The organism is Mucilaginibacter sp. L3T2-6, assembly GCF_030519355.1.
GTDB lineage: Bacteria > Bacteroidota > Bacteroidia > Sphingobacteriales > Sphingobacteriaceae > Mucilaginibacter.
Window position 1 is genome coordinate 189534 of record NZ_JAUMKC010000001.1, and the last position, 23591, is coordinate 213124.

Annotated in this window: 22 protein-coding genes; 12 read left to right on the forward strand and 10 right to left on the reverse strand. The window is 44.3% G+C overall.

Annotated elements, in window-relative coordinates; genetic code table 11:
• Window positions 1-9: 9 nt before the first annotated feature.
• A complete protein-coding gene (locus tag Q3W13_RS00955; protein ID WP_302860615.1) occupies window positions 10-912 on the reverse strand; it encodes a hypothetical protein in 903 nt (300 codons plus the stop codon).
• A 293-nt stretch (window positions 913-1205) separates the two neighbouring features.
• Between Q3W13_RS00955 and Q3W13_RS00960 the strand changes: the two genes are divergently transcribed.
• Together Q3W13_RS00960 and Q3W13_RS00965 are read left to right on the forward strand one after the other, a co-directional pair.
• A complete protein-coding gene (locus Q3W13_RS00960) occupies window positions 1206-2540 on the forward strand; it encodes a pitrilysin family protein (RefSeq protein WP_302860616.1) in 1335 nt (444 codons plus the stop codon).
• Window positions 2541-2562: 22 nt separating this feature from the next.
• Window positions 2563-4647 carry a pitrilysin family protein gene (locus Q3W13_RS00965; protein WP_302860617.1) on the forward strand — a complete coding sequence of 695 codons (2085 nt, stop codon included), beginning with the start codon at window positions 2563-2565 and terminating at the stop codon, window positions 4645-4647.
• Between the two features lie 202 nt (window positions 4648-4849).
• On the opposite strand, the gene budA is transcribed toward Q3W13_RS00965, so the two are convergent.
• Window positions 4850-5653 carry an acetolactate decarboxylase gene (gene budA, locus Q3W13_RS00970; RefSeq protein WP_302860618.1) on the reverse strand — a complete coding sequence of 268 codons (804 nt, stop codon included), beginning with the start codon at window positions 5651-5653 and terminating at the stop codon, window positions 4850-4852.
• 89 nt (window positions 5654-5742) lie between these two features.
• Between budA and Q3W13_RS00975 the strand changes: the two genes are divergently transcribed.
• The 3 genes from Q3W13_RS00975 (at window position 5743) to Q3W13_RS00985 (ending at window position 8352) form a co-directional block, all read left to right on the forward strand.
• Window positions 5743-6450, forward strand: a complete 708-nt coding sequence (locus Q3W13_RS00975) for a DsbA family oxidoreductase (RefSeq protein WP_302860619.1) — start codon at window positions 5743-5745, stop codon at window positions 6448-6450.
• A 72-nt stretch (window positions 6451-6522) separates the two neighbouring features.
• Window positions 6523-7041 (forward strand): hypothetical protein, encoded by a 519-nt coding sequence (locus Q3W13_RS00980; RefSeq protein ID WP_302860622.1) that lies wholly within the window; start codon window positions 6523-6525, stop codon window positions 7039-7041.
• Window positions 7042-7173: 132 nt separating this feature from the next.
• Complete coding sequence (locus Q3W13_RS00985) at window positions 7174-8352, forward strand: MFS transporter (RefSeq protein ID WP_302860624.1); 1179 nt, start codon at window positions 7174-7176, stop codon at window positions 8350-8352.
• Between the two features lie 166 nt (window positions 8353-8518).
• On the opposite strand, the gene Q3W13_RS00990 is transcribed toward Q3W13_RS00985, so the two are convergent.
• Complete coding sequence (locus Q3W13_RS00990) at window positions 8519-8683, reverse strand: hypothetical protein (protein ID WP_302860625.1); 165 nt, start codon at window positions 8681-8683, stop codon at window positions 8519-8521.
• A gap of 266 nt (window positions 8684-8949) precedes the next feature.
• Between Q3W13_RS00990 and Q3W13_RS00995 the strand changes: the two genes are divergently transcribed.
• Together Q3W13_RS00995 and Q3W13_RS01000 are read left to right on the forward strand one after the other, a co-directional pair.
• On the forward strand, window positions 8950-10443 hold the full coding sequence (locus tag Q3W13_RS00995; protein WP_368077614.1) for an acyl-CoA carboxylase subunit beta: 1494 nt from the start codon (window positions 8950-8952) through the stop codon (window positions 10441-10443).
• Window positions 10444-10484: 41 nt separating this feature from the next.
• Window positions 10485-10931 (forward strand): GNAT family N-acetyltransferase, encoded by a 447-nt coding sequence (locus Q3W13_RS01000; RefSeq protein WP_302860629.1) that lies wholly within the window; start codon window positions 10485-10487, stop codon window positions 10929-10931.
• On the opposite strand, the gene Q3W13_RS01005 is transcribed toward Q3W13_RS01000, so the two are convergent.
• The gene (locus tag Q3W13_RS01005; RefSeq protein WP_302860631.1) at window positions 10903-11808 is read right to left on the reverse strand and encodes a DUF6340 family protein; all 906 of its coding nucleotides are present in this window, start codon (window positions 11806-11808) and stop codon (window positions 10903-10905) included. The two genes, Q3W13_RS01000 and Q3W13_RS01005, sit on opposite strands and share 29 nt — an antisense overlap.
• A gap of 317 nt (window positions 11809-12125) precedes the next feature.
• On the opposite strand from Q3W13_RS01005, the gene Q3W13_RS01010 reads away from it, so the two are divergent.
• Together Q3W13_RS01010 and Q3W13_RS01015 are read left to right on the forward strand one after the other, a co-directional pair.
• Window positions 12126-13250, forward strand: coding sequence for a M42 family metallopeptidase (locus Q3W13_RS01010; RefSeq protein WP_302860632.1), 1125 nt, complete (start codon window positions 12126-12128; stop codon window positions 13248-13250).
• A gap of 103 nt (window positions 13251-13353) precedes the next feature.
• The gene (locus tag Q3W13_RS01015) at window positions 13354-14256 is read left to right on the forward strand and encodes a sugar phosphate nucleotidyltransferase (protein WP_302860633.1); all 903 of its coding nucleotides are present in this window, start codon (window positions 13354-13356) and stop codon (window positions 14254-14256) included.
• Between the two features lie 68 nt (window positions 14257-14324).
• Here Q3W13_RS01015 and Q3W13_RS01020 read toward each other — a convergent pair whose 3' ends face one another.
• The 5 genes from Q3W13_RS01020 to Q3W13_RS01040 all read right to left on the reverse strand — a co-directional run bounded on the left by Q3W13_RS01020 (window position 14325) and on the right by Q3W13_RS01040 (window position 17519).
• Window positions 14325-14642, reverse strand: coding sequence for a 2Fe-2S iron-sulfur cluster-binding protein (locus tag Q3W13_RS01020; protein ID WP_302860635.1), 318 nt, complete (start codon window positions 14640-14642; stop codon window positions 14325-14327).
• 170 nt (window positions 14643-14812) lie between these two features.
• Window positions 14813-15823, reverse strand: a complete 1011-nt coding sequence (locus Q3W13_RS01025; protein ID WP_302860637.1) for an NAD(P)/FAD-dependent oxidoreductase — start codon at window positions 15821-15823, stop codon at window positions 14813-14815.
• A 74-nt stretch (window positions 15824-15897) separates the two neighbouring features.
• Window positions 15898-16797 (reverse strand): LysR substrate-binding domain-containing protein, encoded by a 900-nt coding sequence (locus tag Q3W13_RS01030; RefSeq protein WP_302860639.1) that lies wholly within the window; start codon window positions 16795-16797, stop codon window positions 15898-15900.
• Window positions 16798-16859: 62 nt separating this feature from the next.
• The gene (locus Q3W13_RS01035) at window positions 16860-17072 is read right to left on the reverse strand and encodes a hypothetical protein (RefSeq protein ID WP_302860641.1); all 213 of its coding nucleotides are present in this window, start codon (window positions 17070-17072) and stop codon (window positions 16860-16862) included.
• A 51-nt stretch (window positions 17073-17123) separates the two neighbouring features.
• A complete protein-coding gene (locus Q3W13_RS01040; protein ID WP_302860643.1) occupies window positions 17124-17519 on the reverse strand; it encodes a VOC family protein in 396 nt (131 codons plus the stop codon).
• 137 nt (window positions 17520-17656) lie between these two features.
• Between Q3W13_RS01040 and Q3W13_RS01045 the strand changes: the two genes are divergently transcribed.
• Together Q3W13_RS01045 and Q3W13_RS01050 are read left to right on the forward strand one after the other, a co-directional pair.
• Window positions 17657-18016 carry a hypothetical protein gene (locus Q3W13_RS01045; RefSeq protein WP_302860645.1) on the forward strand — a complete coding sequence of 120 codons (360 nt, stop codon included), beginning with the start codon at window positions 17657-17659 and terminating at the stop codon, window positions 18014-18016.
• Window positions 18017-18055: 39 nt separating this feature from the next.
• Window positions 18056-18427: a hypothetical protein gene (locus Q3W13_RS01050; RefSeq protein WP_302860647.1), complete on the forward strand. Its 372-nt coding sequence runs from the start codon at window positions 18056-18058 to the stop codon at window positions 18425-18427.
• Window positions 18428-18503: 76 nt separating this feature from the next.
• Here Q3W13_RS01050 and Q3W13_RS01055 read toward each other — a convergent pair whose 3' ends face one another.
• Window positions 18504-19526 carry a fatty acid desaturase gene (locus Q3W13_RS01055; RefSeq protein WP_302860648.1) on the reverse strand — a complete coding sequence of 341 codons (1023 nt, stop codon included), beginning with the start codon at window positions 19524-19526 and terminating at the stop codon, window positions 18504-18506.
• A gap of 498 nt (window positions 19527-20024) precedes the next feature.
• Between Q3W13_RS01055 and Q3W13_RS01060 the strand changes: the two genes are divergently transcribed.
• Window positions 20025-23591, forward strand: coding sequence for an FtsX-like permease family protein (locus Q3W13_RS01060; protein ID WP_302860649.1), 3567 nt, complete (start codon window positions 20025-20027; stop codon window positions 23589-23591).

The following is a 23591-nucleotide window of genomic DNA, read 5'->3' on the forward strand; positions in this document are numbered from 1 at the left end:
ATCTCTAACCTACGGTACCTTATAATAATAGATAGGCGCGTAAACACCTTCGCTGGTGGTATAATAGCCTTTGCCATCAGCCGTAAATCCAATTGCTTCGCCCTGTTTTTCGGGGACATAGAATGGTATCTGTGGCTTTGCCTGCATGGTCTTCCAGACGGGCTCATTACCGTTTCGTTTCCAGTAGTAAACCTTTTCGTAACTCTTCAGCACTACCTGGCTGCCATCTTTGGATATATCACCGGCAGTAATCCATTTAAATAATTTAAGCCCTGCGAAAAAAAGCTTACAGCGTTTAGTCAGGGTGACCGTATCGTTCGCCTTGTACTTAAGCGGTGCAGTATATACGGTTACGGAGTCTTGTCTTTTGGAAACTATGTATAATAAGTTGTCGGTGGGGTCTGCCATTAATGTTTCGGCGTCCTTTGGCCCGTCCGGGTATTTAAGGTGAAGCGGTACAGCATCCACGTTATTTACTTCATTTTTCAACCAGCCGGCGTTCTCTTCAAAACGGTAAACTGTAATAAATGGCCGTTTACCATCATTATCGCCGATATCACCCAGATAAACATAACTTTTACGTTTAACCGGACCGGGGCCAACAGCAATGTCTTCACAATCAAAAACACCTTGTTTTGCCTTTTTATCACCTTTAAAATACAGGGTAGATTTAAGCTTGCCATCGGCGGTAATCGCAAAAAAACGGCTGGTATCGCCGCTGTCGTTATGTACATAATATATCGCCGGGTCTATCCCCGAAGCGGCTATGCCCGATGTTTCATCCAGCAGTTTGTTCTCCATCTTTCCGGTGATGTCTGTTTCGCGCGCTACCCGCTTATGATGGCCATAAGCGCCCGCAAAAAGCACGATCGCCAGCGGCACAATTATTTTTATTTTGAAGGAACGGCTCATTAACTCTGTTATTCACTATCTTTAAAGCCTATTATAACGCAAATTAACGAATTTAGTGTGAAGGAAGGATTAAGATTAGAGATTAGTTAGTCAGAGACCAGCCGGCTGCGTTAGCGCCAAACGAAAAATCAAAACAGTTCAGAAACCGGCATTCCGGTCTCTGAATACAAACAAACATAAACCTAGTCGTCCAGTTCCGAAATCAATATTCCGCATCCGAATTTGAAATAATCCGAAATCGAAATTCCTAAATCCGAAATCAATTAATACTTTAGTCATAAACAATGTTAACTATGCAATTAAAGAAAAAAGTTCTTTTTGTGTCCGCGGTCGCTTCCCTGATTGGCTTGCGGGTTAACGCGCAAAAAGTTGAATTTACAGAATACGACCTTCCTAACGGACTGCACGTAGTTCTGCACCAGGACAAGAAAGCGCCTGTAGCTGTGGTGAGCGTGATGTATCATGTTGGCTCAAAAAACGAAGCGGAAGGCCGTACAGGGTTTGCGCACTTTTTTGAGCACCTGTTGTTTGAAGGCAGCGACAATATTAAGCGCGGTCAGTTTTTTAAAATAGTATCGGCCAGCGGCGGTCAAAACAATGCCAACACCACGCAGGACCGTACCTTTTACTACGAGGTATTCCCCTCAAATCAGTTGGAAACCGGCATGTGGCTTGAAAGCGAGCGCATGATGCACCCGGTAATTAACGAAATCGGTGTAAAAACGCAGAATGAGGTAGTGAAGGAGGAAAAACGCCAGAGTTTTGACAACCGGCCTTACGGTAACCTGATCACCACCATTAGTGCCGACCTGTTTCCGAAACATCCATACCATCGTGGTGTAATAGGCACTATGAAGGATCTTGACGCGGCAAAGCTGGACGAGTTCAAAGATTTCTTTAAAAAATATTATGTTCCTAACAATGCTGTGCTCACGATAGCCGGCGATATCGATATTGCAAAAACAAAGGACCTGGTAAAAGCTTATTTCGGCGATATACCCAAAGGCGCTGATGTAATCTACAAAAAGATAGAAGAAGAGCCCATTACCAAACAAATTACCGACACGGCTTATGATGCAAATGCACAATTGCCATTTATGATCGAGGCATTCCGCGTGCCGGGAAGAGATACGCACGATTCAAGAGTGATGCAGATGATATCAACCCTTTTGTCAGGCGGGGCTAGTTCGCGTATGTATAAGAAAATGGTAGACGAGAAAAAGAACGCGCTGCAGGTGGTGGCCTTTAACTATGCACTTGAAGACTATGGCATGTACATTTTAGGTGCTTTGCCAAATGGCGGTGCTGATCCGGCCACGCTGCTGCCTGACATGGACGAGGAAATTAAAAAGCTGCAAACTGATCTGATCAGTCCCGAGGAATACCAAAAGCTTCAAAACCAGTTCGAGAATAATTTTGTGAGTGCAAATACCCGGATGCTGGGCGTTGCTGAAAGCTTGAGCAACGGTTATACTTTCTATCATAAAGATACAGGTCATGTAAATAAAGAACTTGACGAGATACGGTCGGTCACCAGGGAGGAGATAAGGGATGCCGCGCGCAAATATCTTAATCCAAATCAGCGCCTGGTGTTGTATTATCTACCCGGGAAAGGAAAAGCTCAATAATTAACCATATCACGAAAGAATCATGAAAAAATATATAATGATAGCTGCCGGGGCATTATTGATGCAATATGCGCAGGCACAAACTATAGATCGCACCAAACAGCCTAAACCCGGGCCTGCACCGGTTTTAACTATAAAAGACCCGGTAAAATATATCCTGCCCAACGGCATCACCTTGCTGGTGGTTGAAAACCACACCTTACCAAAAGTATCGGCAACGTACCTGATTGACGCGGGCCCGATAACGGAAGGCAGTAAAGCCGGTGTTGTAAATTTAATGGGCGAGATGCTGAATGAAGGCACCAAAACAATGCCTAAAGCGGTGTTTGACGAAGCCAGTGAAAAACTTGGCGCTAATGTAGGATTAAGCTCTACCGGAGGCTATGCTTCGGCACTCACCCGCTATTTTAAAGAAGCCTTTACCCTGATGGGAACTGCTTTAAAAGAGCCCGCATTTACCCAGGAGTCGTTCGATAAACTGAAGAGCCAGACCATTACCGGTTTAAAATCTTCAGCCAAAAGCGCGCCGGCTATAGCCAACAGGGTGAATAACGCGCTTGCTTACGGTAAGAATCATCCTAATGGCGAATTTGAAACGGAAGAAAGCATACAGGCGCTTACCCTGCAGGATGTTAAAGATGCTTATGCTAAATATATTACACCTTCACGCGGATATTTAACCATTGTTGGCGATATAAAGCCGGAGGCTGCCAAAGCGCTTGCAACTGAAGTTTTAGGCAACTGGAAAGGCGCTGCGCTGAGCTTGCCAAAGCTTGCCGAAGTTCCTAATCCTGCAAAAACCGAAATTGATGTGGTTGATGTGCCAAACGCTGTTCAGTCAGAAATCAACGTTATTAATTTGGTAGACCTTAAGAAAAATAACCCGGATTATTTCCCGGCTATTTTGGCCAGCTATATTTTGGGTGGCGGCCCTGAAAGCAGGTTGTTTATGAATCTGCGCGAAAAGCATGGTTTTACCTATGGCTCTTATTCTTCATTAGGCACCGGCCGGTTCCAGGAGACTTTTGATGCTTCGGCTTCGGTACGTAATGCCAAGGTAGATAGTGCGGTTACCGAAATGCTGAACGAAGTAAAACGCATACGCACCGAAAAAGTATCAGACGAGGAACTGAATATTGCCAAGGCGCTTTATAACGGCTCATTTGCCTTAGGGCTGGAAGACCCGGCGCGTACGGCTACTTTTGCCAGTAATATTCTGATCAATAACCTTCCTGCTGACTTTTATAAAACCTACCTCCAAAAGGTAAACGCCGTTACCGCCGACGACATCCTTCGCGTGGCCCAAAAGTATTTCAATTATGATAATACCCGTGTGGTGGTGGTTGGCGCTGCTTCACAAATGCTTGATGGCTTGAAGAAAAGCGGTTATTCCGTGCATATGTACGATAAGTATGCTAACCCGGTAACCGAAAATACATCGGCCGCGGCAGTTCCGGCAATAAGCGCTGCTGATATTGTAAAAGGCTACATTAGCGCTGTTGGCGGTGAGGCGGAACTGAAAAAGATAACTTCGGCGGTGATAACTATGGATATGGCCATGCAGGGCATGAAGCTTAATGTGGTACAGAAGAAGATGGCACCTAACAAGGAAGCGATGTCAATTACCATGGGTGGAAATGTGGTGATGAAAGAAGCGTTCGACGGCGAAAAAGGCTACCAGCAACAGGGCCCCAATAAAAAAGACTTAGGCGCTGATGAAATAGCAAAGAAAAAAGCGTTTACCCAGCTGACCGAACAATTGGATTACCTTAGCAATCCCGCATTCAAGCTGGCGGTTAAAGGCACACAAAAAGTTAATGGCGCTGATGCTTACCAGGTAAGTGTAACCGACCCGACCGGCAAAACTTCAACAGAATATTACGATGTAAAAAGCAAATTGCTGGTTAAGGTTGAAAATTCAACTGTGCAGGGCGCTAACACGATAAATACCACTGTTGAACTTGGTGATTACCGGAAAGCGGGCAATGTACTTATGCCATACAAACAAACGATCACTCAATCAGCCGGCGGGCAGGAACAGACCTTTGAAATGACTGTAACCGATGTGAAGATGAACACAGGCGTAACAGCCGAGGATTTTAAATAGTTTACGGATAATATTACGGGAGCCTGCGATGAGCAGGCTTTTTTGTATATTTTTATTATTCTGTAACAGGCTTTGTAAAGTTGGTGCGAAAAGATAAAAGAATATATAAAGGTATCAAGAGGCATACCGGCTTTACTTCCATCATATCAAAGGCCGATCATCTAAGATTAAAGAACGCAATGACGAAAATTGAATGTTCTGTTCACTGCTTCTTCCCGTTCTCAACACTTTTAATCTCTTCCTTCCTGTCCTTTTTAAAATCGAAATTATTAAAATCAGCTGTTGGGGGCAACTCCATGGTATAGCTGCTCAGCGTATCAACTTCAATTGTTATGTTATTAGCAATCAAGTCAATAATATGCCCGCCTGATTGCTTATCATCCGATAAAAAATGAAAATGATAACCGCTGATATGCGGGCCTTCCATGAAGGCGGGAAGCTTGTAACCTACTAAATCGCCCTTAATGGTGTTGAACTCAAAAAAATGCTGCCTGTCCAGCATAGCTGCCAGCGGCAGGTACGGCTTTTGTTCAACAGGAGGGAAGGCGCGTGTTTTTAAATATTTAAAATTGCCGCTGATGTGAATGGCGTAGATGCCATTTTGATTGGTCAGCACGCTATCCATATATTTAAAAAGTGCTGCTTTATTTAACTGCCGGTCAGGCTTAAAAAACTGTTTAGCCTTGAAAAAGCAAACAACTGCGTACGGCGTTTGGTCAGCATCGCTAACCGGAGTGGTTTTGCCGGTATATTGGGTTTTATAAAGCTTGCCATTCAGCATAATCAACTCGCCATCCAGCTTTGCCGGAGCGCCCAGGCCGAAATCGCCGTGCCGGTGCAAGGCTTGATAGGGGTACCAGGCATCATATAATCCACCAATAAAGGCGGATGCGTAGCCGGCGCTGTACAGGTTATCATTCGTTGATGCGGATTTTTGCTGGGCAGATCCACTCAGGCTAACAAAAAACAGAAACAGGGCAGGGATAAGCTTAAAAGTTAATTTCATGTACGGTGTATGAATTGAGCAAAGTTTACTTTTTGGCTTACGCCGTTGTTAAAGTAGCGAATTAACTTTGTTATTATAAAACAAAAGCTATGAAAGTTGAAATTTGGAGCGATGTAATGTGCCCGTTCTGCTATATCGGCAAGCGCAGGTTTGAAGAAGCGTTGCAGCATTTTGAGCACAAAAACGAGATTGAGATAGAATGGAAAAGCTTTCAGCTTAACCCGGATTTAGAGACAGATCCCCACATCAGCATAAACCAATACCTGGCCGACCGGAAAGGCTGGACCGTAGATCATGCCCGCCAGATGAATGACCATGTTACCAAAATGGCAGCGGAGGCCGGTTTGACTTATAACTTGGATAAGGCTATAGTGGCCAATAGCTTTAAGGCGCATCGCTTTAGCCACCTGGCTAAAAAGCACGGACTGGGTGTTGAGGCTGAGGAGGCATTGTTTAAAGCATATTTTACCGATAGCAAAAACATCGATGATAATAAAGTGCTGGCGGAGCTGGGAAAACAAATAGGTCTTGATGCTGCCGAAGTGGAGCATGTTTTAAACAGCGACGCGTATGCCGATGATGTACGGCATGATATTGATACTGCGCAATACCTGGGCGTACAGGGCGTGCCGTTTTTTGTGCTGAATAATAAATATGCGGTGTCGGGCGCACAGGCGGTGCCGGTCTTTGAACAATCACTGGCAAAGGCATTTGGCGAATGGCAGCAGGAAAATCAAAAACCACGGTTAGAGATCATCGGGGGCCCGTCGTGTACGCCGGATGGTGATTGCAAATAACCTCCGGAATGTAACCTATGATGTCCGAAATTCGTATTGGGGAATCTTAACCCGGACAATTGATACGACCATATGAGAACATTTTACCTTAAGCTGTTTTTTGCATTTTCTATAGCCTGCACTATTGCCTCGTGCAAACTGGATGCGCCTGTTTATCCATCGGGGGCACAAAGTGGTAGTAACGGGAATACGCAGCCGGGAAATGATGGCAATGGCCTTCCGATTGGCGCAGCCAGCAATATCCAGGTTAAGATCGGCAATATTACCTACATTTTTAACAATGCAGCTACCTATAATGTGCTCCCGGTTGGTACGCCGGGCTTTGCCAACGGACAAACAACGCTGGCTGCTGAAGGCCAAACGGCTGAAGACAAAGGCATATTGGTATTTCCATCTGCCACCACGGGAACTTTTGATTTATCAGATATGGAAGCCGGTAATTTTAAAATCGACCTTACCGCTCAGGCTAAAATAAAGGTTACAGCGCTAAGCGAAACCAATACCCAGGGCACCTTTAGCTGCGATATGGTTGATAAAAGCAGCAATAAAGTCTACACTCACTGCCTTGGGTCGTTCAACATCAATAAATAATATACCTGCTACAGCCTTGTTATTTAATATTTAAGTAAAGATTATCACTGACCTTTTAAATCATTATAAATTAGCCTACATTTGTGTTAACAATACTAAGTGTATATTTTACACTTAGTATTGTTTAAATACATGGCTGAAACGATAAGTATAAAACCTGTCCATACCCGCAGAACCCTCCGCATAGCTGTAGGAGTTTTGTTTTTTATGGCCGGATTATGCTTTTCCAGCTGGGCATCGCGTATAGCAACTGTACAGCAAAATTTGGGCTTAACTGATGCTGCCCTGGGCGCAGTATTGTTTTCTTTACCGGTAGGATTGATGTTATCCCTGCCTTTCTCAGGTTGGGCCATTACGAAAATAGGCAGTAAAAAAGTGCTGCTGAGCGCCATCGTTGTATACGGCATATTCCTTAGCTGCCTTGGTTTAGCAGAAAATACTTTTCAATTGATAATCTGCCTGGTTTGTTTTGGTTTTGCAAGTAATGCGGTCAATATCTCGGTTAACACGCAGGCCGTCGCCACGGAACGCATGTATGAACGGCCTATTATGGCATCGTTCCATGGTCTTTGGAGCCTGGCCGGTTTTGTCGGGGCGGGCATCGGCACAGCGATGATTGCCAACCATATCAATCCTTTTCGTCATTTTATTACCGTGCTGGTTATCCTGGCAACCGGAGTGGCTGTTGCCTCCAGATACCTGGTTGATGATACCGGAGTAGCCCCCCGGGATAAAAAGGCGGTCAGTATCTCCCTTCGCGAACGTCTGAAGCAGATGATGCCGTTGCTCACGCTGGGCAGCATTGCTTTTTGTTCCATGATCTGCGAGGGCGCTATGTTCGACTGGAGCGTTATCTACTTCAAAAAGGTAGTTGTTGCCCCCATAGCTTTACAGGGTGCGGGTTTTACTGCATTTATGCTCACCATGGCAAGCGGCAGGTTCGTAGCTGATTTATTTGCAGGTCGTTTCGGTTTAAAACGTACGTTGCAGGTAAGCGGTTCATTAACCCTGACCGGTTTGCTTATAGCTGTTATCTTTCCTCACTTATATACAGCCATGGCTGGCTTTATGCTGGTAGGCGTTGGTGTGTCATCGGTAGTGCCAATGGTTTACAGCGCTGCAGGCAGGTCGAAGACTATGTCGGCGGGAGTTGCACTTGCTGCAGTCTCTACAATAGGCTTTATCGGCTTCCTGGTTGGCCCGCCGGTAATTGGGTTCATAGCCGGGTTGGCCACTTTAAGGGCATCTTTCGTGTTTATCGCCATTATGGGCATGAGCGTAGTGATATTGTCTACACGCGCTAAGCTATAATTCATCCATTTTGAGCGTGCAGGTTAGCTGATTTAACACACGGGCTGCTGAATAGCCGTCAATCCCCGCCTTCCAGATCTTTCTTTTCCGGATTTAAAACATATTCAAAATTCTCGTGACCATTATGAAAACAGAATTTCAGTCGCTCGTGCGGTTCATTGATGTCTTATGACATAGCTGCTAATGTCGATGGCAGGTTGTCCTTTATCAGTTTCAGATCGGTTACATGCGGCATTTCGACGTAAATGTTTTCATTTTGCGGCACTATTTTCCAGCCGGGAATGTTTGCCGCTTTTAAAAGATCAATCCATTTTTGCTGATATGGGTTCATGGCGTTGGGTTTATCTATAAAAGCGGGCAGGCATAAAATAGTTTTATTTTTTATGATTCAATGATGAATATAATGATACCGTTTGGATGGCCTTGCTGTATTAAATCAGCGTCATCCTCGAAATCAGCAAACATCTGCGATCTAAAATCAGTGTAATCATACTTAAATCGATGGAATCAAAAATTAAAATTCCCATATTGCGTTCATAAATCTGAATTGTGGATAGCAAGATCAACTTATTAAATCAAAAGCGTAGCGAGGCCCTTATGGGCGGTGGTCAGGCACGCATCGAAAGTCAGCATAAAAAAGGAAAGCTTACAGCGCGTGAGCGTCTGCATTTTTTATTAGATGAGGGATCGTTCCAGGAAATCGGTATGCTGGTTTCGCACCGGTCGACTGATTTTGACATGGAAAAGGAAAAATACCCGGGCGACGGCGTAGTAACCGGCTACGGAACCGTGAATGGGCGTTTGGTGTACGTTTTCTCCCAGGATTTTACTGTATTTGGCGGTTCCCTTTCAGAGACACATGCAGAGAAAATCTGTAAAATAATGGACCTTGCCATGAAGAACGGCGCACCCGTTATCGGTCTGAACGATTCCGGTGGCGCGCGCATACAGGAAGGGGTGGTATCGCTGGGCGGCTATGCAGATATATTTTACCGCAATACGATGGCGTCAGGCGTAGTACCGCAGATATCGGCAATTCTCGGCCCTTGTGCAGGCGGTGCGGTATATTCACCTGCCATTACCGATTTTATACTGATGGTAGAGCATACCAGCTATATGTTTGTTACCGGCCCCAATGTGGTAAAAACCGTTACACACGAGATAGTGACCAGCGAGGAGCTCGGCGGCGCTGATACCCACGCCACCAAATCGGGCGTTACGCATTTTGCCTGCGCTAACGAGATTGAAGCCATACAAAATATAAAAAGGCTGTTAAGCTACATGCCGCAAAATTGCGAGGACAATGCGCCGCGATTGCCTTATGAAATAAAAAACGAATCGAGAGAAGGGCTTAATAGCATCATGCCTGAAAATGCTTCGCAGCCTTATGATATCAGGGACGTCATTAATAACGTGATAGACGAAGGCTCTTTCATGGAGGTGCACAAAGATTTCGCGGAAAATATAGTAGTGGGCTTTGCACGGCTCGCCGGCCGTAGCATTGGTATTGTAGCAAATCAGCCGGCATTCCTGGCAGGTGTGCTTGATATTCATTCATCGACCAAGGGAGCGAGGTTTGTGCGTTTTTGCGATAGTTTTAATATCCCGCTGCTGGTGTTTGAGGATGTCCCTGGCTTTTTACCGGGCACCGATCAGGAATGGAATGCCATTATTACCAACGGTGCGAAACTGCTTTATGCGTTTTGCGAGGCTACGGTGCCGCGTATTACTGTTATTACCCGTAAAGCCTATGGCGGCGCTTATGATGTGATGAACTCAAAGCACATTGGAGCGGATATGAACTTTGCCTGGCCATCTGCGGAAATTGCGGTGATGGGTGCGAAAGGCGCCGCGGAAATTATCTTTAAAAGAGAAATTAGCTCCGCAGCAGATCCGGAAGCCAAATGGCGCGAAAAAGAACAACAATATGCCGACATCTTTGCTAACCCTTATCGCGCTGCCGAGCGCGGTTTTATAGATGAGGTGATTGAGCCGGCGGAAACAAGGATTAAGCTTATTCACGCATTTAAAATGCTGGAAAATAAAGTGGTAAATAACCCGAAGAAGAAACATGGGAATATCCCGTTATAGTTAATTAGAGGTTAAAAAGACCAGAGATTAGTTATTTCAAGATGGAAGATCATTCTGAAATCTCAATTGAGCAGATCAGGCCCGAAGCTACCTGGCAATTAAGGCGGGATTTGCTGTATCCTACAGCTATGAGGCACGACATGGAGATGCCGGAAGACATTGACGGCATCCATTTTGGTGCATTCAGGGATAACAGGCTGGCTGGAGTCGTTTCGTTATTCCAGGACGGAACTGAATTCCAATTCCGCAAGCTTGCCGTGGCTGCCGATATGCAGCACGCGGGTATAGGCAGCAGACTGGTGGCTTATGTTATTAATTACGCAAAAGAAAACGGAGGCACACGCATTTGGTGTAATGCCCGCCTGGAAGCAACCGGTTTTTACCTGAAGCAGGGCTTTAAGCAAACCGGTAACCTCTTCACCCGGAGAGGTATTGATTATGAAATAGTGGAAAAACCGCTCACTCCCGCTTCAGGTCATACAGAATAGCCGTAGCAAACTGGTTAACATATAAATCGGATGATTGCTGCGCCAAGTCCATAGCAGCATCAATATCTCCCTCGGCTTCATAAACTACCGCCAGGTTATAAGCAGCTTTGCTGGCGCGGTGTTTATCCTTGTCCTGTAAAAATGGTTGAAGCAGGCTGTCGGCCTTATCAAAGTTTTGCGCCAGTATTTCCTTTACTGCCGGTATCAAAAAGTCATCATTATATAAAGGCCTGTTATTGGTGATGGTGTACGGGAAATAGTCCTGCAGGGCATTTTGCACGGCATGTTCAGTGGCTCCATTAATGGCCGCCTTATTCCGGCCGACTGAAGGCTGAAAAATAATGGCCGCCAATAAACCATTATAAGGCTCGTCAGATTTGGGATCGTTTGCCGCGCCGTTTAGCTTTTTATAATACACCCCATTGCTCTCATACAGAAGGAAATTTACGCTGACGTTAGTATCGTAGTAAGTAGTTGAGTTGCTGATATCGCTTATTCCTATGCCGGCGCTGAAATTCTTCAGCACCAGTACGTAGTCAGCCTTGTATTTTTTGGCGATCAGCTTTACCGAACCGGTATCGGGCTTCAAATCTGCTGAGTCAGCCAGGTTTATAGTTTTAACATGCTGTAGCTGCTCTAACTGAATACCAGCTGATTTAATAGCAGTGTAGGCCCCCGCTTTAATGGCCGCCAGCTTTTTCTTATTTCCGATTTTTAGCGCATTTGCATCAAATTGGTTAACCAGGGCTATGGTTGTGGTATCTTTGTTAAAATAATAGCGCGGCGTATACTTAACCGGTACAGAAACATATAGCGGGGTCTCGCAGGAGGCCAGGAATAACAGGGAGACGACAAGTAACGGCGATAATAGCTTCATGATCTAATTGGATGCAAATAACGGCGAAAAGTTTAAACGGGCGCTTAACTATTCTTCATAAAAAAGTAGCGCCCGGGAACAAAAAAATCAGCCCGTCGCTCAAACGGGCTGATCTAACTAACTAAACTGACCTTATTATTGAAAAAATTTACTCGCTGCAAAGGTGAGGTTGTAATATAAAGCTTGTGTTAAGAAATTGATAAATGTTAGGAGTTGGGTTTAATCCGGTCCCATTCAGACTTTACCTGACTTTCGGACTTTCCCGACTAAATACTATATTTGCCTTCCCTGTTCAAACAGAGGTATTTAATTATAATATGGCTAAAAAAACTTCTGAAACAGCCGATGCTCCAAAGCATATCGCTGTTGTAAATGACGCTTCTCTCGAATTTTTCAGGAACTATATAAACAATCCTTCGCCCACCGGTTTTGAGTGGAAAGGACAGCAAATGTGGCTTGATTATATCAAACCATACATCGACGAACACTACGTTGATAACTACGGCACCGCGGTAGGTATTATTAATAAAGATGCACCGTATAAAGTGGTTATCGAGGCCCATGCCGATGAAATTTCGTGGTTTGTAAACTACATCACTAATGATGGATTAATATATGTTATCCGGAACGGTGGCTCAGACCACCAGATAGCGCCATCAAAACGTGTAGACATTCATACCGATAACGGTGTGGTTAAAGCGGTATTCGGCTGGCCTGCTATACACACCCGTAGCGCCGGCGAAAAGGAAGAAGCCCCGACTTTAAAAAACATCTTTTTGGATTGCGGCTGCACCACCAAGGAAGAAGTTGAAAAGCTGGGTATCCATGTGGGCTGCGTAATTACTTACGAGGATGAATTCATGGTGCTTAATGACCGTTATTATGTAGGCCGTGCGCTGGATAACCGTGCGGGCGGTTTTATGATTGCGGAAGTAGCTCGTTTATTAAAAGAAAACAAAAAGAAACTGCCGTTCGGCCTGTATATCGTTAACGCAGTACAGGAAGAAATCGGTCTTCGCGGCGCCGAAATGATCGCTCATCATATCAAACCGAACGTGGCGATAGTAACTGATGTTACCCATGATACCCAGACGCCCATGATCAACAAAATCACGCAGGGCGATCTTGCCTGTGGTAAAGGTCCGGTGGTGTCATACGCTCCGGCGGTTCAAAACAACCTCAATAAATTGCTGATCGAGTCTGCACAAAAGGCGAATATACCCTTCCAGCGCCAGGCGTCGTCACGTTCAACGGGTACTGATACCGATGCGTTTGCCTATTCTAATGATGGTGTGCCTTCAGCCTTAATTTCATTGCCTTTACGTTATATGCACACCACCGTGGAAATGATTCATAAAGAGGATGTAGATAACGTAATCCGGTTGATCTATGAAACTTTATTGAACATTAAAGCCGGCCAGGATTTCAGGTATATAAAATAATTAACGCCTGTTGAAAAACATTTACCCGGTTACTGCATTATTTATCGGGAATGTTAATATAAAAATGTCATATTTACATTTATAAATTGTGCCCGAAAGAATTATGAAACCTACATTACTAATATTGGCCGCAGGTATGGCCAGCCGCTATGGCAGCATGAAGCAAGTTGACGGCTTTGGCCCTAACGGCGAAACTATTATCGACTATTCAATCTACGACGCCATCAAGGCCGGATTCGGAAAAGTAAGCTTTATCATTAAAGAAGAATTCCAGGATAATTTTAAAGCGATTTTCGAGCCGAAACTAAAAGGCCGTATAGAAACTGATTACGTCTTCCAAAGCTTCGATTTAAAACCCTTCGGTATAGAGCAGGAGATAGAACGTGCTAAACCATGGGGCACGGCCCATGCGGTTTTATCAGCACGTAACCAGGTACACGAACCGTTCTGCGTTATCAACGCCGACGACTTTTACGGGTATGATTCGTTCGAGAAAATGGCGAAGTTTCTGACAACCGAAGTAAGCGACGATACTTATTCGCTGATTGGTTACCAGATTGACAGAACCTTATCCGACTATGGTACCGTATCTCGTGGCGTTTGTAAAGTGGATGACAGCGGCAACATGGTTGAAATTAATGAGCGCACCGAAGTTTATTTTAAAGAAGATGGCAGCGTTGCCTATAAAGATGCAACCGGGGAACACCCGCTCAGCAGCGATACCCGCGTTTCCATGAACTTTTGGGGCTTTACACCGGCCGTTTTTAAACAAAGCGAACCGATGTTTAAAGAATTTGTTGCCGCAAATGCCGAAAATCCCAAATCAGAATTTTTTATACCGATTGTTGCCGACAACCTGATAAAAAGCGGGCAGGCATCTTTTAAAGTAATTCCAACTGCATCAAAATGGTTCGGCGTAACCTATAAGGAAGATAAACCTATCGTACAAAAAAGCATTTCGGAGCTGGTAGCCAATGGCACCTATCCGGCTAATTTGTGGGGGTAGTTTTTAGCTCTAAAGTCTTTAGTCTTGAGTTGATTGTTTTTGACTTAAGACTAAAGACTTCAAACTCATCATTCCTCCCCTCTGATCCTAAACACCATACCGTCCATATCCTCATTTATCCGTAGCTGACAAGCCAGCCTGCTATCAAAGGAAGCATCTGGTAATGTGTCCAGTAAATCCATTTCCAGATCGCTGGGATGAAAATATTTTTCGGGGCCTTCTACAACCTGAACATGGCAGGTAGCACATAGGGCCATGCCGCCACAGGTAGCCAGTATGTGGTGGTCTGATGCCTTCAGCACTTCCATCAGGCTCAGATTTATATCTTCAGGTATTTCAACCGGCCGACGGGTGCCATCGCGGTCTTCTATTGTCAGATTAATCATGATTCATTTTTATGTAGAGATATAATACTTGCGTCTCTGAAGAGCAATATGTGGTGCAGGGGTTTTCGTTTGCCTGGTAGCGGGAGACGCGATGCAACCGTCTACAGGCTGGTCGATAAAGCATTAAAACCTTTCGCCTTGTCCTTTTACCTTTCGCCTCCTTTTTCAGCTTAAAATGCCGTCACCCCGTACACTGTCGTATATTTAAAACTCAATTTTTGCTCGGGGTATACATACTTAAATGCACTTTGAGCCATCAGGGCGGCTTCATGAAAGCCGCAGAGTATGAGTTTTAATTTGCCGGGATAAATATTTATGTCGCCAATGGCATATACACCGGGAACATTGGTGCTATAATCAAAGGTATCAACCATAATGGCCGACTTATCTACATTCAGTCCCCAGTCGGCAATGGGCCCAAGCTTTGGGGTAAGCCCGAACAGCGGGATCAGGTGGTCGGCCTCTATTACAGATGTTTTGCTGTCCCTGTCCACAATTTCCACGTATTGCAAGTGGCCTTCCCCGCCTATGGCCTTAATGTGAGCCTGCAGTATCAAATTAATTCGTCCCTGTTTCGCGAGTTCAAACACCTTTTCGGCACTGTCTGGCGCGCCGCGGAATGTATCGCCGCGATGAACGAGCGTTACCTGTTCGGCGATATCAGCGAGGAAAATGGTCCAGTCCAGCGCAGAATCACCGCCGCCGGCCAGTACAACCTTGCGGCCGCGGTAAGCTTCAGGATTTTTTACCATGTAGGCCACGCCTTTTCCTTCAAATTCTTCTAACCTGTCGATAGCTGGTTTACGTGGCTCAAAGCAGCCAAGTCCGCCAGCAATTACAACCACCTTGCTGATCACTTCAGTGCCATCGTTAGTAGTAGTTACGAAGCTGCCATCGTCAAGCTGCACTAATTCGTTTACACGCTCGCCAAGGCTAAAGGTAGGCTTAAATGGCGCTATTTGCTCCATCAGGCCGTCAACCAGCTGCTGGGCATTAATGGTGGGAAAGCCCGGGATATCGTAAATAGGCTTTTGAGGATATATTTCAGAAAGCTGGCCGCCAACCTGCGGCAAAACATCTATTAAATGACAACGCATTTTTAGTAAGCCGGTTTCAAAAACGGCGAACAAGCCAACCGGGCCGGCCCCTATAATGCAAATATCTGTAGTTATCGGTTCCATATAATCAGAATGAAATAATAACTAAAGGTCGATATTAGTATAACCTAAATTTAATGAGAAATAGTAATCTTTGATTACTTTAAGTTATAGGTTGCCAGGCAGAACCTTTTGAAAAGGTCGATTAATTTTGAATTTTTTCCGTGCAGCTGTATGAACTGGAACGTGCGGAATATTTCGAGGCCCTTGATATCAATGATGCTCAATTCGTTATATTTCAGCTCGCTGATAACAGACTGAATGGAAAGGAAAGTAGCGGTTTCAGAATATAACAGGTATTGTTTGATAGCGATGCTGCTTTCCAGGCGTATCTCCACCTGTAGATCTTTCGGGTTGACGCCGGCATCACTTAAAGCATTAAAAATAATATCCAGTGTGCCGGAACCTGCCTCACGTAATATCAAGGGGATGTTTAACAGCTGCTTTGGCGTTATCTCGGCTTTTTTGGAAAGCTGATTATTGGCTCGCGTAACCAACACAATTTCGTCTTTGGCAAACGGGGCGTATGCAATTTGCGGATAGTGGGCAGCTCCTTCAACTATAGCAATATCTATTTTTTCGGCCAGCACTTGCTGAGTGATCACATCTGTATTTGCCTGGATAAAAGTGAAATTTACAGCGGGGTAGTTTTTTTTAAAAAGCGCCAGGATTTTGGGTAATATCGTCTGCGCGACGGTAGTACTGGCGCCGATATGTAATGTACCGGCCTCTATGTTGTTCAACTGCGCCAGCTCTGTTTCCAGTTCGGTATAGGTTTGGAATATGCGTTCGGCATAGCGCAGCATAATTTTACCGCCAGGCGTAAGCAGGATATTGTTGCCGTTGCGATAAAAAAGCTGCACATTAAGCTGTTGCTCCAGTTCCTTAATATGTTTGGTTACCGCCGGTTGGGTAATAAACAGTTCTGTGGCGGCCTTAGTAAAGCTTAGCCGGGTAGCCACCGTGTAAAACACCTTTAACCGGAAATCGAATATCATTATTGCGAAGATAGCTAAAAGCAGAAAGCTTTTATTGACATTGGCTTTTAGGCCAGCTGAATTTAGCTTTTCTTAGCTGTCGCTACAATTATAACTCCGCCTAGTAATAATATTCCGCCCGCGTAAGGTGGCCAGTTTACAGACTTTTTCTTATCGACAGATACCTGTAAAGGGCCGGCGTCAACAACTTTTTCCTTTTTGGTGTACGTAAAGCCCGACCATATCAACATGGCGGCGCCTATTACAATGAGTACAATACCGATTGTTTTATTCATAAATAAAGTTTTATGAAGTAAGAAAAAATCAGCGAAATTGTTTTGGGGCGATCAGGGTTTAAGTCTTTTAGGGACAATCCTCAATACGGATAGTACGATCCGGAAACCATCCGGATCTAAAAAAGTAATACCGTTATTTTGCCAGTAGGGGTTTTTCGGCGCAACAGGCTGTATCCGGTTAGCAATGAATTTTTGCTTGATAGCATTGAATTCTTCAACTGATTCCGCATAAAATACCAGCAGGTCATCAGCATCCGGATAATGTACGGGCGTTAAATTCGAAGTGGTAAATTCAAGGTGCCAGTCTGAACCGGGGATGCCCAAAAAAACACCGTCGTAATTATGATGGTCCTTAAACTCGCCCAATACCTTTAAACCTAATATTCTTCCGTAAAAATCTATCATACGGTTTAAGTCTTTTGTATGCCGGGCGCTTCTGAACTTCATAGGTTATAATTCAAATTTACGACATTTTTTAGAGATATGCGGATGCAGGCCAAGCGTCAGGTCTTTGTGTGACTTACTTCAATTTATTACTGTAACCTTTATAAAAACAAATGCGTCACATATCTAAAAAAATAAAAATGCGCACCAAATTGTTAACAACCGCGCTCGCAAGCTGTTTTGCAATAGCCTTACTGCTGGGCGATTTATCTGGTAAGTGGCAGGGGAATCTCCAGCTTCCCGACGGACAGAATGTACAGGTTACTTATACTATTAATATAGAAGGCGATAAAGTCACAGGGGTGGCTGAAACGTTTGGGCATTCTTTAACAATAGAGAATGGGAAGGTTACTGGTAATGATTTTACATTTAGCATAACCAATAACAACAATATTATCATACCACATACCGGCAAATTTTACCCGGAAGGAGATTCGGTTAGTATGAATATGGATTATGGCGGCGCTAAATTTCATACCATATTAAGACGCGTTAAATAAATACTTTGCGAGCAGCATACGTAAAAACAGGAAATCACGATGAAAAGAAAACTATCAATAACCGCAGCATTGGTTTGCAGCCTCGCAATTTGCATAGCCGCTGTATTTGCGGGCCTTAATGGAAAATGGTCTGGTAAGATTACTACACCTGATGGACAGGAGATCACTTTGACTTATAATATTAAAGTTGACGGAGAAAAGCTGACGGGCACAGGTGAATCGAACGGAAACACGGTTAATATTGACGAAGGCAGCCTGAAAGGAGACGACTTCACCTTCAAAGTAACCAACACCGATGGTGTAGTAATTCCTCACAGCGGCAGATATTACGCGCAGGGAGACTCGGTTAGTATGAATATCGACTATAACGGCACGAAATTTCATACGACCTTGAAGCGGGACAGCAAGTAGTTAGAAAAGTTTTTTGCAAACGAGGACGCCCGGTTTTGGCCGGGCGTCTTATAATTTAAGTGTTACTTTGACCTTATTATACCGTTGCAGCTTCCTTTTCTTTCACCAGCAAATCGGTATCAGGTTTCGATACGTCAGTAAGCGCTACACGGCCGCGGTCTTTGCGTACAATACGGCTGAACAAAGATATCTCACGGTCGAATAAAAATTTAAAAAATAATTTTGTCCATGAAGTATGATAGTGCAGGGTATCGTAATACTCGGGCGCAGTTTTACGTATTTCCGGAAGTTTATTCCATGGTATTGATGGAAAATCGTGGTGTTCGTTATGGAAACCTACATTAAATGCTACAGTATTTAACACGCCATAATAGCTGTACGTTTCCTGTTCTTCGCTGATTGACAGATAGTGCTCCTGTATCCAGCGGGCACCAAGGGGATGCAGGCCGATGGAAAACATAAAGCTTAGGAATAAAAATGCTACGGCATGAAAGCCCATGAAATACCAGATGGCGGTAGTAAAGGCAATTTGTATCGCAAAGTTTGTAATAATCCAGCCGTCAACCGGGGCAATCTCTTTTAATCTCGATACCCTGGTAATTTGAAATACCGGGAAAAATAGCAGCCATAAGGCTTTTCCAAAAAAAGAGTTGTTGATCAGTTTTGCTTCCCAGCGGTTAGGCAGGTCTGCGTCCAGCTCATGAATGCCCTGGAAGGCGTGGTGCTTGATATGATATTTCTCAAATGAGATAGCGCTTGGGAAAATTTGGGGCATATTAGCCAGCATGGAAGCCCAGCGGTTGGCATTGGGGTTTTTGAAGAGCAGCTTGTGCGTGCACTCGTGTATCATTACGAACAGGGCGTGGTCGGCAAACGCACCCAAAAGGTACGCAGCTCCAAATACCCACCACCATGACTGGTCGCGTACAAACCAGGCTAGTATAACCTGGAATGCCACGAGCCCAAGTATAGCAAAAAATGTTAATGGGTTTTTTCCAATCAGGTTACGCAGTTGTGGAAACTGTTTTAAAATCTTTTTGGTCCTGATACGATGTGGTTCAGATTCTTGGGAATAAACGAAATCAGTTTTTTTTATCATTTAGATCTTTTTAGGGGGCATCAGGGGTAAAGATAATAATATGATGCGCAATTATAATTTTATTGTAAATTTTATTCTTTACGAAAGTACGATTTATTATAAATAAACTCAACCTAATGGTAAATTATTATCATTAAAAGAAATATATTGTCACTTCTCTTTTGACAAATAATCTTTTTCAAGGTATATATTATTTAGTTTATTTATCACCGCATTTTCATAGCTCTGTTTAGTGCCAAAAATCAACGGTAAATCTGTAGAAATTTAGGGATGGATGGATTGATAAGATGACATAGTGCCAGGGGCTGTGGGCCGATAGTTAGAGTTGATGAACATATTACCATTTAATCTGTTTTTAGCAATTGCGGAGCACTTTGCAACAACAATACTTATTGATGCGTCTTATAGCAGCAAAAAGAACTAATTTAAGGCATTCTGCATAGCTTGGGCCCGTATATATTCCATATTACTCTCTATGACTGTATCCTGATCGGAGCTATGGCTATTGGGTTGTTATTTATGCCGTTGTTAGCGTTCGCCAACAGGGCCGACCGTGCCGCAAACCGCTTTCTTTCCTTGTCGCTGGCTGTTGTTATCTTAAGACTGGTTGGGGTACTGGGAATGGATATTAACTTTAAAGTATACTACACACATTGGAGCAGGCTGCCCCTGAATTTTTCCCTGGCACTTGGCCCCCTTATCTATTTCTATGTGCTAAAAATAACCCGGCCGGAATATAAAATTCGTTGGAAGGACTTGCTGCATTTTAGCCCTCTGGTATTTGAACTTTGCGTTTTTGGATTGCAGGTTGACGAGAGCATCAGGACAGGTACAGATACCTATAAAACTATCGTTTTCCAACATTTGAATCCGGTGATCCAGTGTGTGGCGCTAATTTCGATTGTAATTTATTTGGTTTTGTCTTGCCGCCTTATCAATAATTTTCACCGGCAGCTGATGCCTTATGTAAGCCAAAGGTCGCGTTATGTATTGCGCTGGCTGTACCGCTTACTGTCAGGTTACAAAGTGATATGCTTGTTTTGGCTGTCATTTACTGTAGCGAATTCTCTTTATCATTCGGCGTTCTTATCGCCTGGTTACCTGTTTTACCTGCTTTCCGCAATAATAATGATCTGGATAGCCATTGCTGCCTTATTGCGCAGGGAAGTAGACCTGCCTGTGGCTATACCGCTAGCTGTAAAGCCGTTACCATCGGCAGACTTAATACAAAAAGGCGCCTGGCTGCGCGAAACTATAGAGAAGAAGCGGCTTTATGAGGATGCCGAATTAACCTTAAACTCGCTTGCTGAAAAACTCGATATCCATCACCATGAATTATCACGAATAGTGAATGCGGCTTTTGGTAAAAACTTCAACGATTTTATAAATGAATACCGGATCCGCGAGGTGGGCAGTAAAATAAAAGACCCGGCCTATGATCATATCACCCTGCTGGGTATTGCATTTGAATCTGGGTTTAATTCAAAATCGACCTTTAACCGCGTTTTTAAAGAAATGACCGGCAAAAGCCCGGCAGAATATAAAAAAGGCCTGAAAAAAGAGCGCCCAACTTATCATTTGAGACGCTACGCCTATACCCCGGCGGTAATTTCGTTCCATGAAACCATCCCTGAATGGTCTCAGAACAAATTAAACCGCAACTATATGATCAAAAACCATTTTAAAACAGCCTGGCGAAATATTGTGGCCAACAGGCTTTTCGCAACGTTGAATATCGCCGGCCTGGCTATCGGTATCTGCGTTTGCATTACCTTATTTGCATGCGCTTCGCACGAGCTTAGCTTCGACCGCATGTACAAAAACTCGAAGGATATTTACCGTGTCAACCTGCAATCGGGCGCACAGTTCGACTACAAAGTTTGGGCCCAACTGCCCGGTATCGCCGGGCCGACTTTACTGAAAGATATTCCGCAGGTAAAGGCAATGACCAGGCTGCTTAAATACAGCTTCGGGGCTGTGGCATCGTTAAAAGCCGCTGAAAAGAATTTCAGTGAGAAAGGGTTGTACATGGCGGACACGGCTATTTTAAAAATATTTGATTTTAGCTTTACCGAAGGAAACGCACGGACAGCTTTTAATCAGCCATTCTCTGTTATTATTTCCGAGTCGGCGAAGCAAAGATTTTTTGGTAACGAGGCGGCTATAGGCAAGCTTATTGTTATTGACAACCGGGGCACCCTCCATGTATCGGGTGTTTACAAAGATCTGCCCGAAAACAGTACCATCGATTGCGACATGATTTACAACATCATGGATTCGTGGGCGGGAAAAGAAGCTTACTGGGGTAATTCGAGCTATGAAACTTATTTACTGCTGCAGCCAGATGCCAACGCAGCGCAAGTGCAAAAGCAAGCCACGGCGCTCGTAGACAAATATATCCCCAAAAAAGACCAATTTTTTACCGGCTTTATACTGCAGCCCCTGGCAGATATTCATTTGTACTCTGCCGATATACGGGCGGGATTTTCGGCAAGGATTGGTAGTATCGGCACGGTAAAGGCTTTGTTGTTCCTGTCGTTATTGGTGTTGGGTATAGCCTGTATCAATTATATGAACCTTGCTACCGCCCGCTCCGAAAAACGCTCGAAAGGCGTAGGGGTTAACAAGGTATTAGGTGCGGAACGGCACCACCTGCTTACGCTATTTTATATTGAAACAGCCTTGCTCGCTTTAATTGCCATCGTAATTGGCTATGGAGCATGCTTTATTTTACAGCCTTTCTTTCAAAATATTACCGGTATCAGGCTGCAGGCTTCAGCATTGCTGACGGCACCCATACTGTTTAGCTTACTGGCAACGTGGGTATTAGTGACATTGCTGGCCGGCAGCTACCCGGCGATCTCCATCTCAGGCATTTCACCGCTGGTATTAATGAATAAGCTGAAATTAAAACATTCTGCTGCGGACTTTATCCGGAAGGCGCTGGTTGTATTTCAATTCGCTTCATCCATTATACTTATTATTTCAGTTATCATCATTCTGCAGCAAATTAATTACATCAGGGACAAAGATTTGGGTTATAATCCAAAAGGTATTGTCGCCGTTTCTATCAAATCTGCGCAGAATAAACAGCAGTCTGCGGCTTTTATAAACGACTTGGGAAACATGGCGAGTGTTGAAAGCGCATCGCCTTCGCAATCCATACCAGGCGATATTGAAAGCGGAAAAAGCATCAGGAAACTGGAAAATGATAAAAACGGCTACCCGGTACTGACATGCAGAACCGACGGCTCTATTATAAAAACAATGCAGCTAAGCTTGCTTGCAGGAACCTCTATCCCGAGAACGCTAGCCGTGGAAGACACGAATTGCTATTTGCTGATTAATGACGCCGTGCGGAAATACCTGGGCTATAAAACACCGCAGGAGGCTATAGGCAGGTATGCTAACACCGAGATGCATCACCGCGCCATCATTTCGGGCGTTTTGAGGAATTTTAATTACGAATCACTGAAAAATGAGATAGGCGGTTATTTGTATTACATTGCCAACAAAAGTAACGAAACGACAACCACCTTACTTATCCGGTATAATACGCGCAACCTGCCAGATTTTATGCAACAGGTGCAGGCTACCTTTAAAAAGGATATGCCCAATTCCAGCTTTGATTACGAGTTCCTGGATACACATATTCAAAACCTGTACGCATCTGAAAAATATACGGCCAGCACTGCAACCGTATTTTCATTGCTGGCGATATTTGTGGCATGTCTTGGCCTGTTTGGGTTAGCGGCCTCTATTGCCGAGCGGCGGACAAAAGAGATAGGCATCCGCAAAGTGTTGGGAGCAAGTGTACCGGGTATTGCGAAATTATTAACCGGTGATTTTTTGAAGCTTGTGATTATTTCGATAGTTATTGCCTCGCCAATAGCCTGGTTTATGATGAATAAATGGCTTACTGCCTTCAGCTACCGGATAAATGTGAGTATATGGGCATTTGTTATTTCGGGTGTTTTGGCGATTGTGTTTGCGCTGCTAACGATTAGCTCACATGCGATAAAATCGGCAACGGCAAACCCGGTAAAAAGTCTTCGCTCAGAATGA

Bases quoted from the DNA above. Each gene is read 5' to 3' on its own strand.
- Q3W13_RS00955 (WP_302860615.1), bottom strand. From the start codon at position 912: ATGAGCCGTTCCTTCAAAATAAAAATAATTGTGCCGCTGGCGATCGTG.
- Q3W13_RS00960 (WP_302860616.1), top strand. From the start codon at position 1,206: ATGCAATTAAAGAAAAAAGTTCTTTTTGTGTCCGCGGTCGCTTCCCTG.
- Q3W13_RS00965 (WP_302860617.1), top strand. From the start codon at position 2,563: ATGAAAAAATATATAATGATAGCTGCCGGGGCATTATTGATGCAATAT.
- budA (WP_302860618.1), bottom strand. From the start codon at position 5,653: ATGAAATTAACTTTTAAGCTTATCCCTGCCCTGTTTCTGTTTTTTGTT.
- Q3W13_RS00975 (WP_302860619.1), top strand. From the start codon at position 5,743: ATGAAAGTTGAAATTTGGAGCGATGTAATGTGCCCGTTCTGCTATATC.
- Q3W13_RS00980 (WP_302860622.1), top strand. From the start codon at position 6,523: ATGAGAACATTTTACCTTAAGCTGTTTTTTGCATTTTCTATAGCCTGC.
- Q3W13_RS00985 (WP_302860624.1), top strand. From the start codon at position 7,174: ATGGCTGAAACGATAAGTATAAAACCTGTCCATACCCGCAGAACCCTC.
- Q3W13_RS00990 (WP_302860625.1), bottom strand. From the start codon at position 8,683: ATGAACCCATATCAGCAAAAATGGATTGATCTTTTAAAAGCGGCAAAC.
- Q3W13_RS00995 (WP_368077614.1), top strand. From the start codon at position 8,950: ATGGGCGGTGGTCAGGCACGCATCGAAAGTCAGCATAAAAAAGGAAAG.
- Q3W13_RS01000 (WP_302860629.1), top strand. From the start codon at position 10,485: ATGGAAGATCATTCTGAAATCTCAATTGAGCAGATCAGGCCCGAAGCT.
- Q3W13_RS01005 (WP_302860631.1), bottom strand. From the start codon at position 11,808: ATGAAGCTATTATCGCCGTTACTTGTCGTCTCCCTGTTATTCCTGGCC.
- Q3W13_RS01010 (WP_302860632.1), top strand. From the start codon at position 12,126: ATGGCTAAAAAAACTTCTGAAACAGCCGATGCTCCAAAGCATATCGCT.
- Q3W13_RS01015 (WP_302860633.1), top strand. From the start codon at position 13,354: ATGAAACCTACATTACTAATATTGGCCGCAGGTATGGCCAGCCGCTAT.
- Q3W13_RS01020 (WP_302860635.1), bottom strand. From the start codon at position 14,642: ATGATTAATCTGACAATAGAAGACCGCGATGGCACCCGTCGGCCGGTT.
- Q3W13_RS01025 (WP_302860637.1), bottom strand. From the start codon at position 15,823: ATGGAACCGATAACTACAGATATTTGCATTATAGGGGCCGGCCCGGTT.
- Q3W13_RS01030 (WP_302860639.1), bottom strand. From the start codon at position 16,797: ATGATATTCGATTTCCGGTTAAAGGTGTTTTACACGGTGGCTACCCGG.
- Q3W13_RS01035 (WP_302860641.1), bottom strand. From the start codon at position 17,072: ATGAATAAAACAATCGGTATTGTACTCATTGTAATAGGCGCCGCCATG.
- Q3W13_RS01040 (WP_302860643.1), bottom strand. From the start codon at position 17,519: ATGAAGTTCAGAAGCGCCCGGCATACAAAAGACTTAAACCGTATGATA.
- Q3W13_RS01045 (WP_302860645.1), top strand. From the start codon at position 17,657: ATGCGCACCAAATTGTTAACAACCGCGCTCGCAAGCTGTTTTGCAATA.
- Q3W13_RS01050 (WP_302860647.1), top strand. From the start codon at position 18,056: ATGAAAAGAAAACTATCAATAACCGCAGCATTGGTTTGCAGCCTCGCA.
- Q3W13_RS01055 (WP_302860648.1), bottom strand. From the start codon at position 19,526: ATGATAAAAAAAACTGATTTCGTTTATTCCCAAGAATCTGAACCACAT.
- Q3W13_RS01060 (WP_302860649.1), top strand. From the start codon at position 20,025: ATGGCTATTGGGTTGTTATTTATGCCGTTGTTAGCGTTCGCCAACAGG.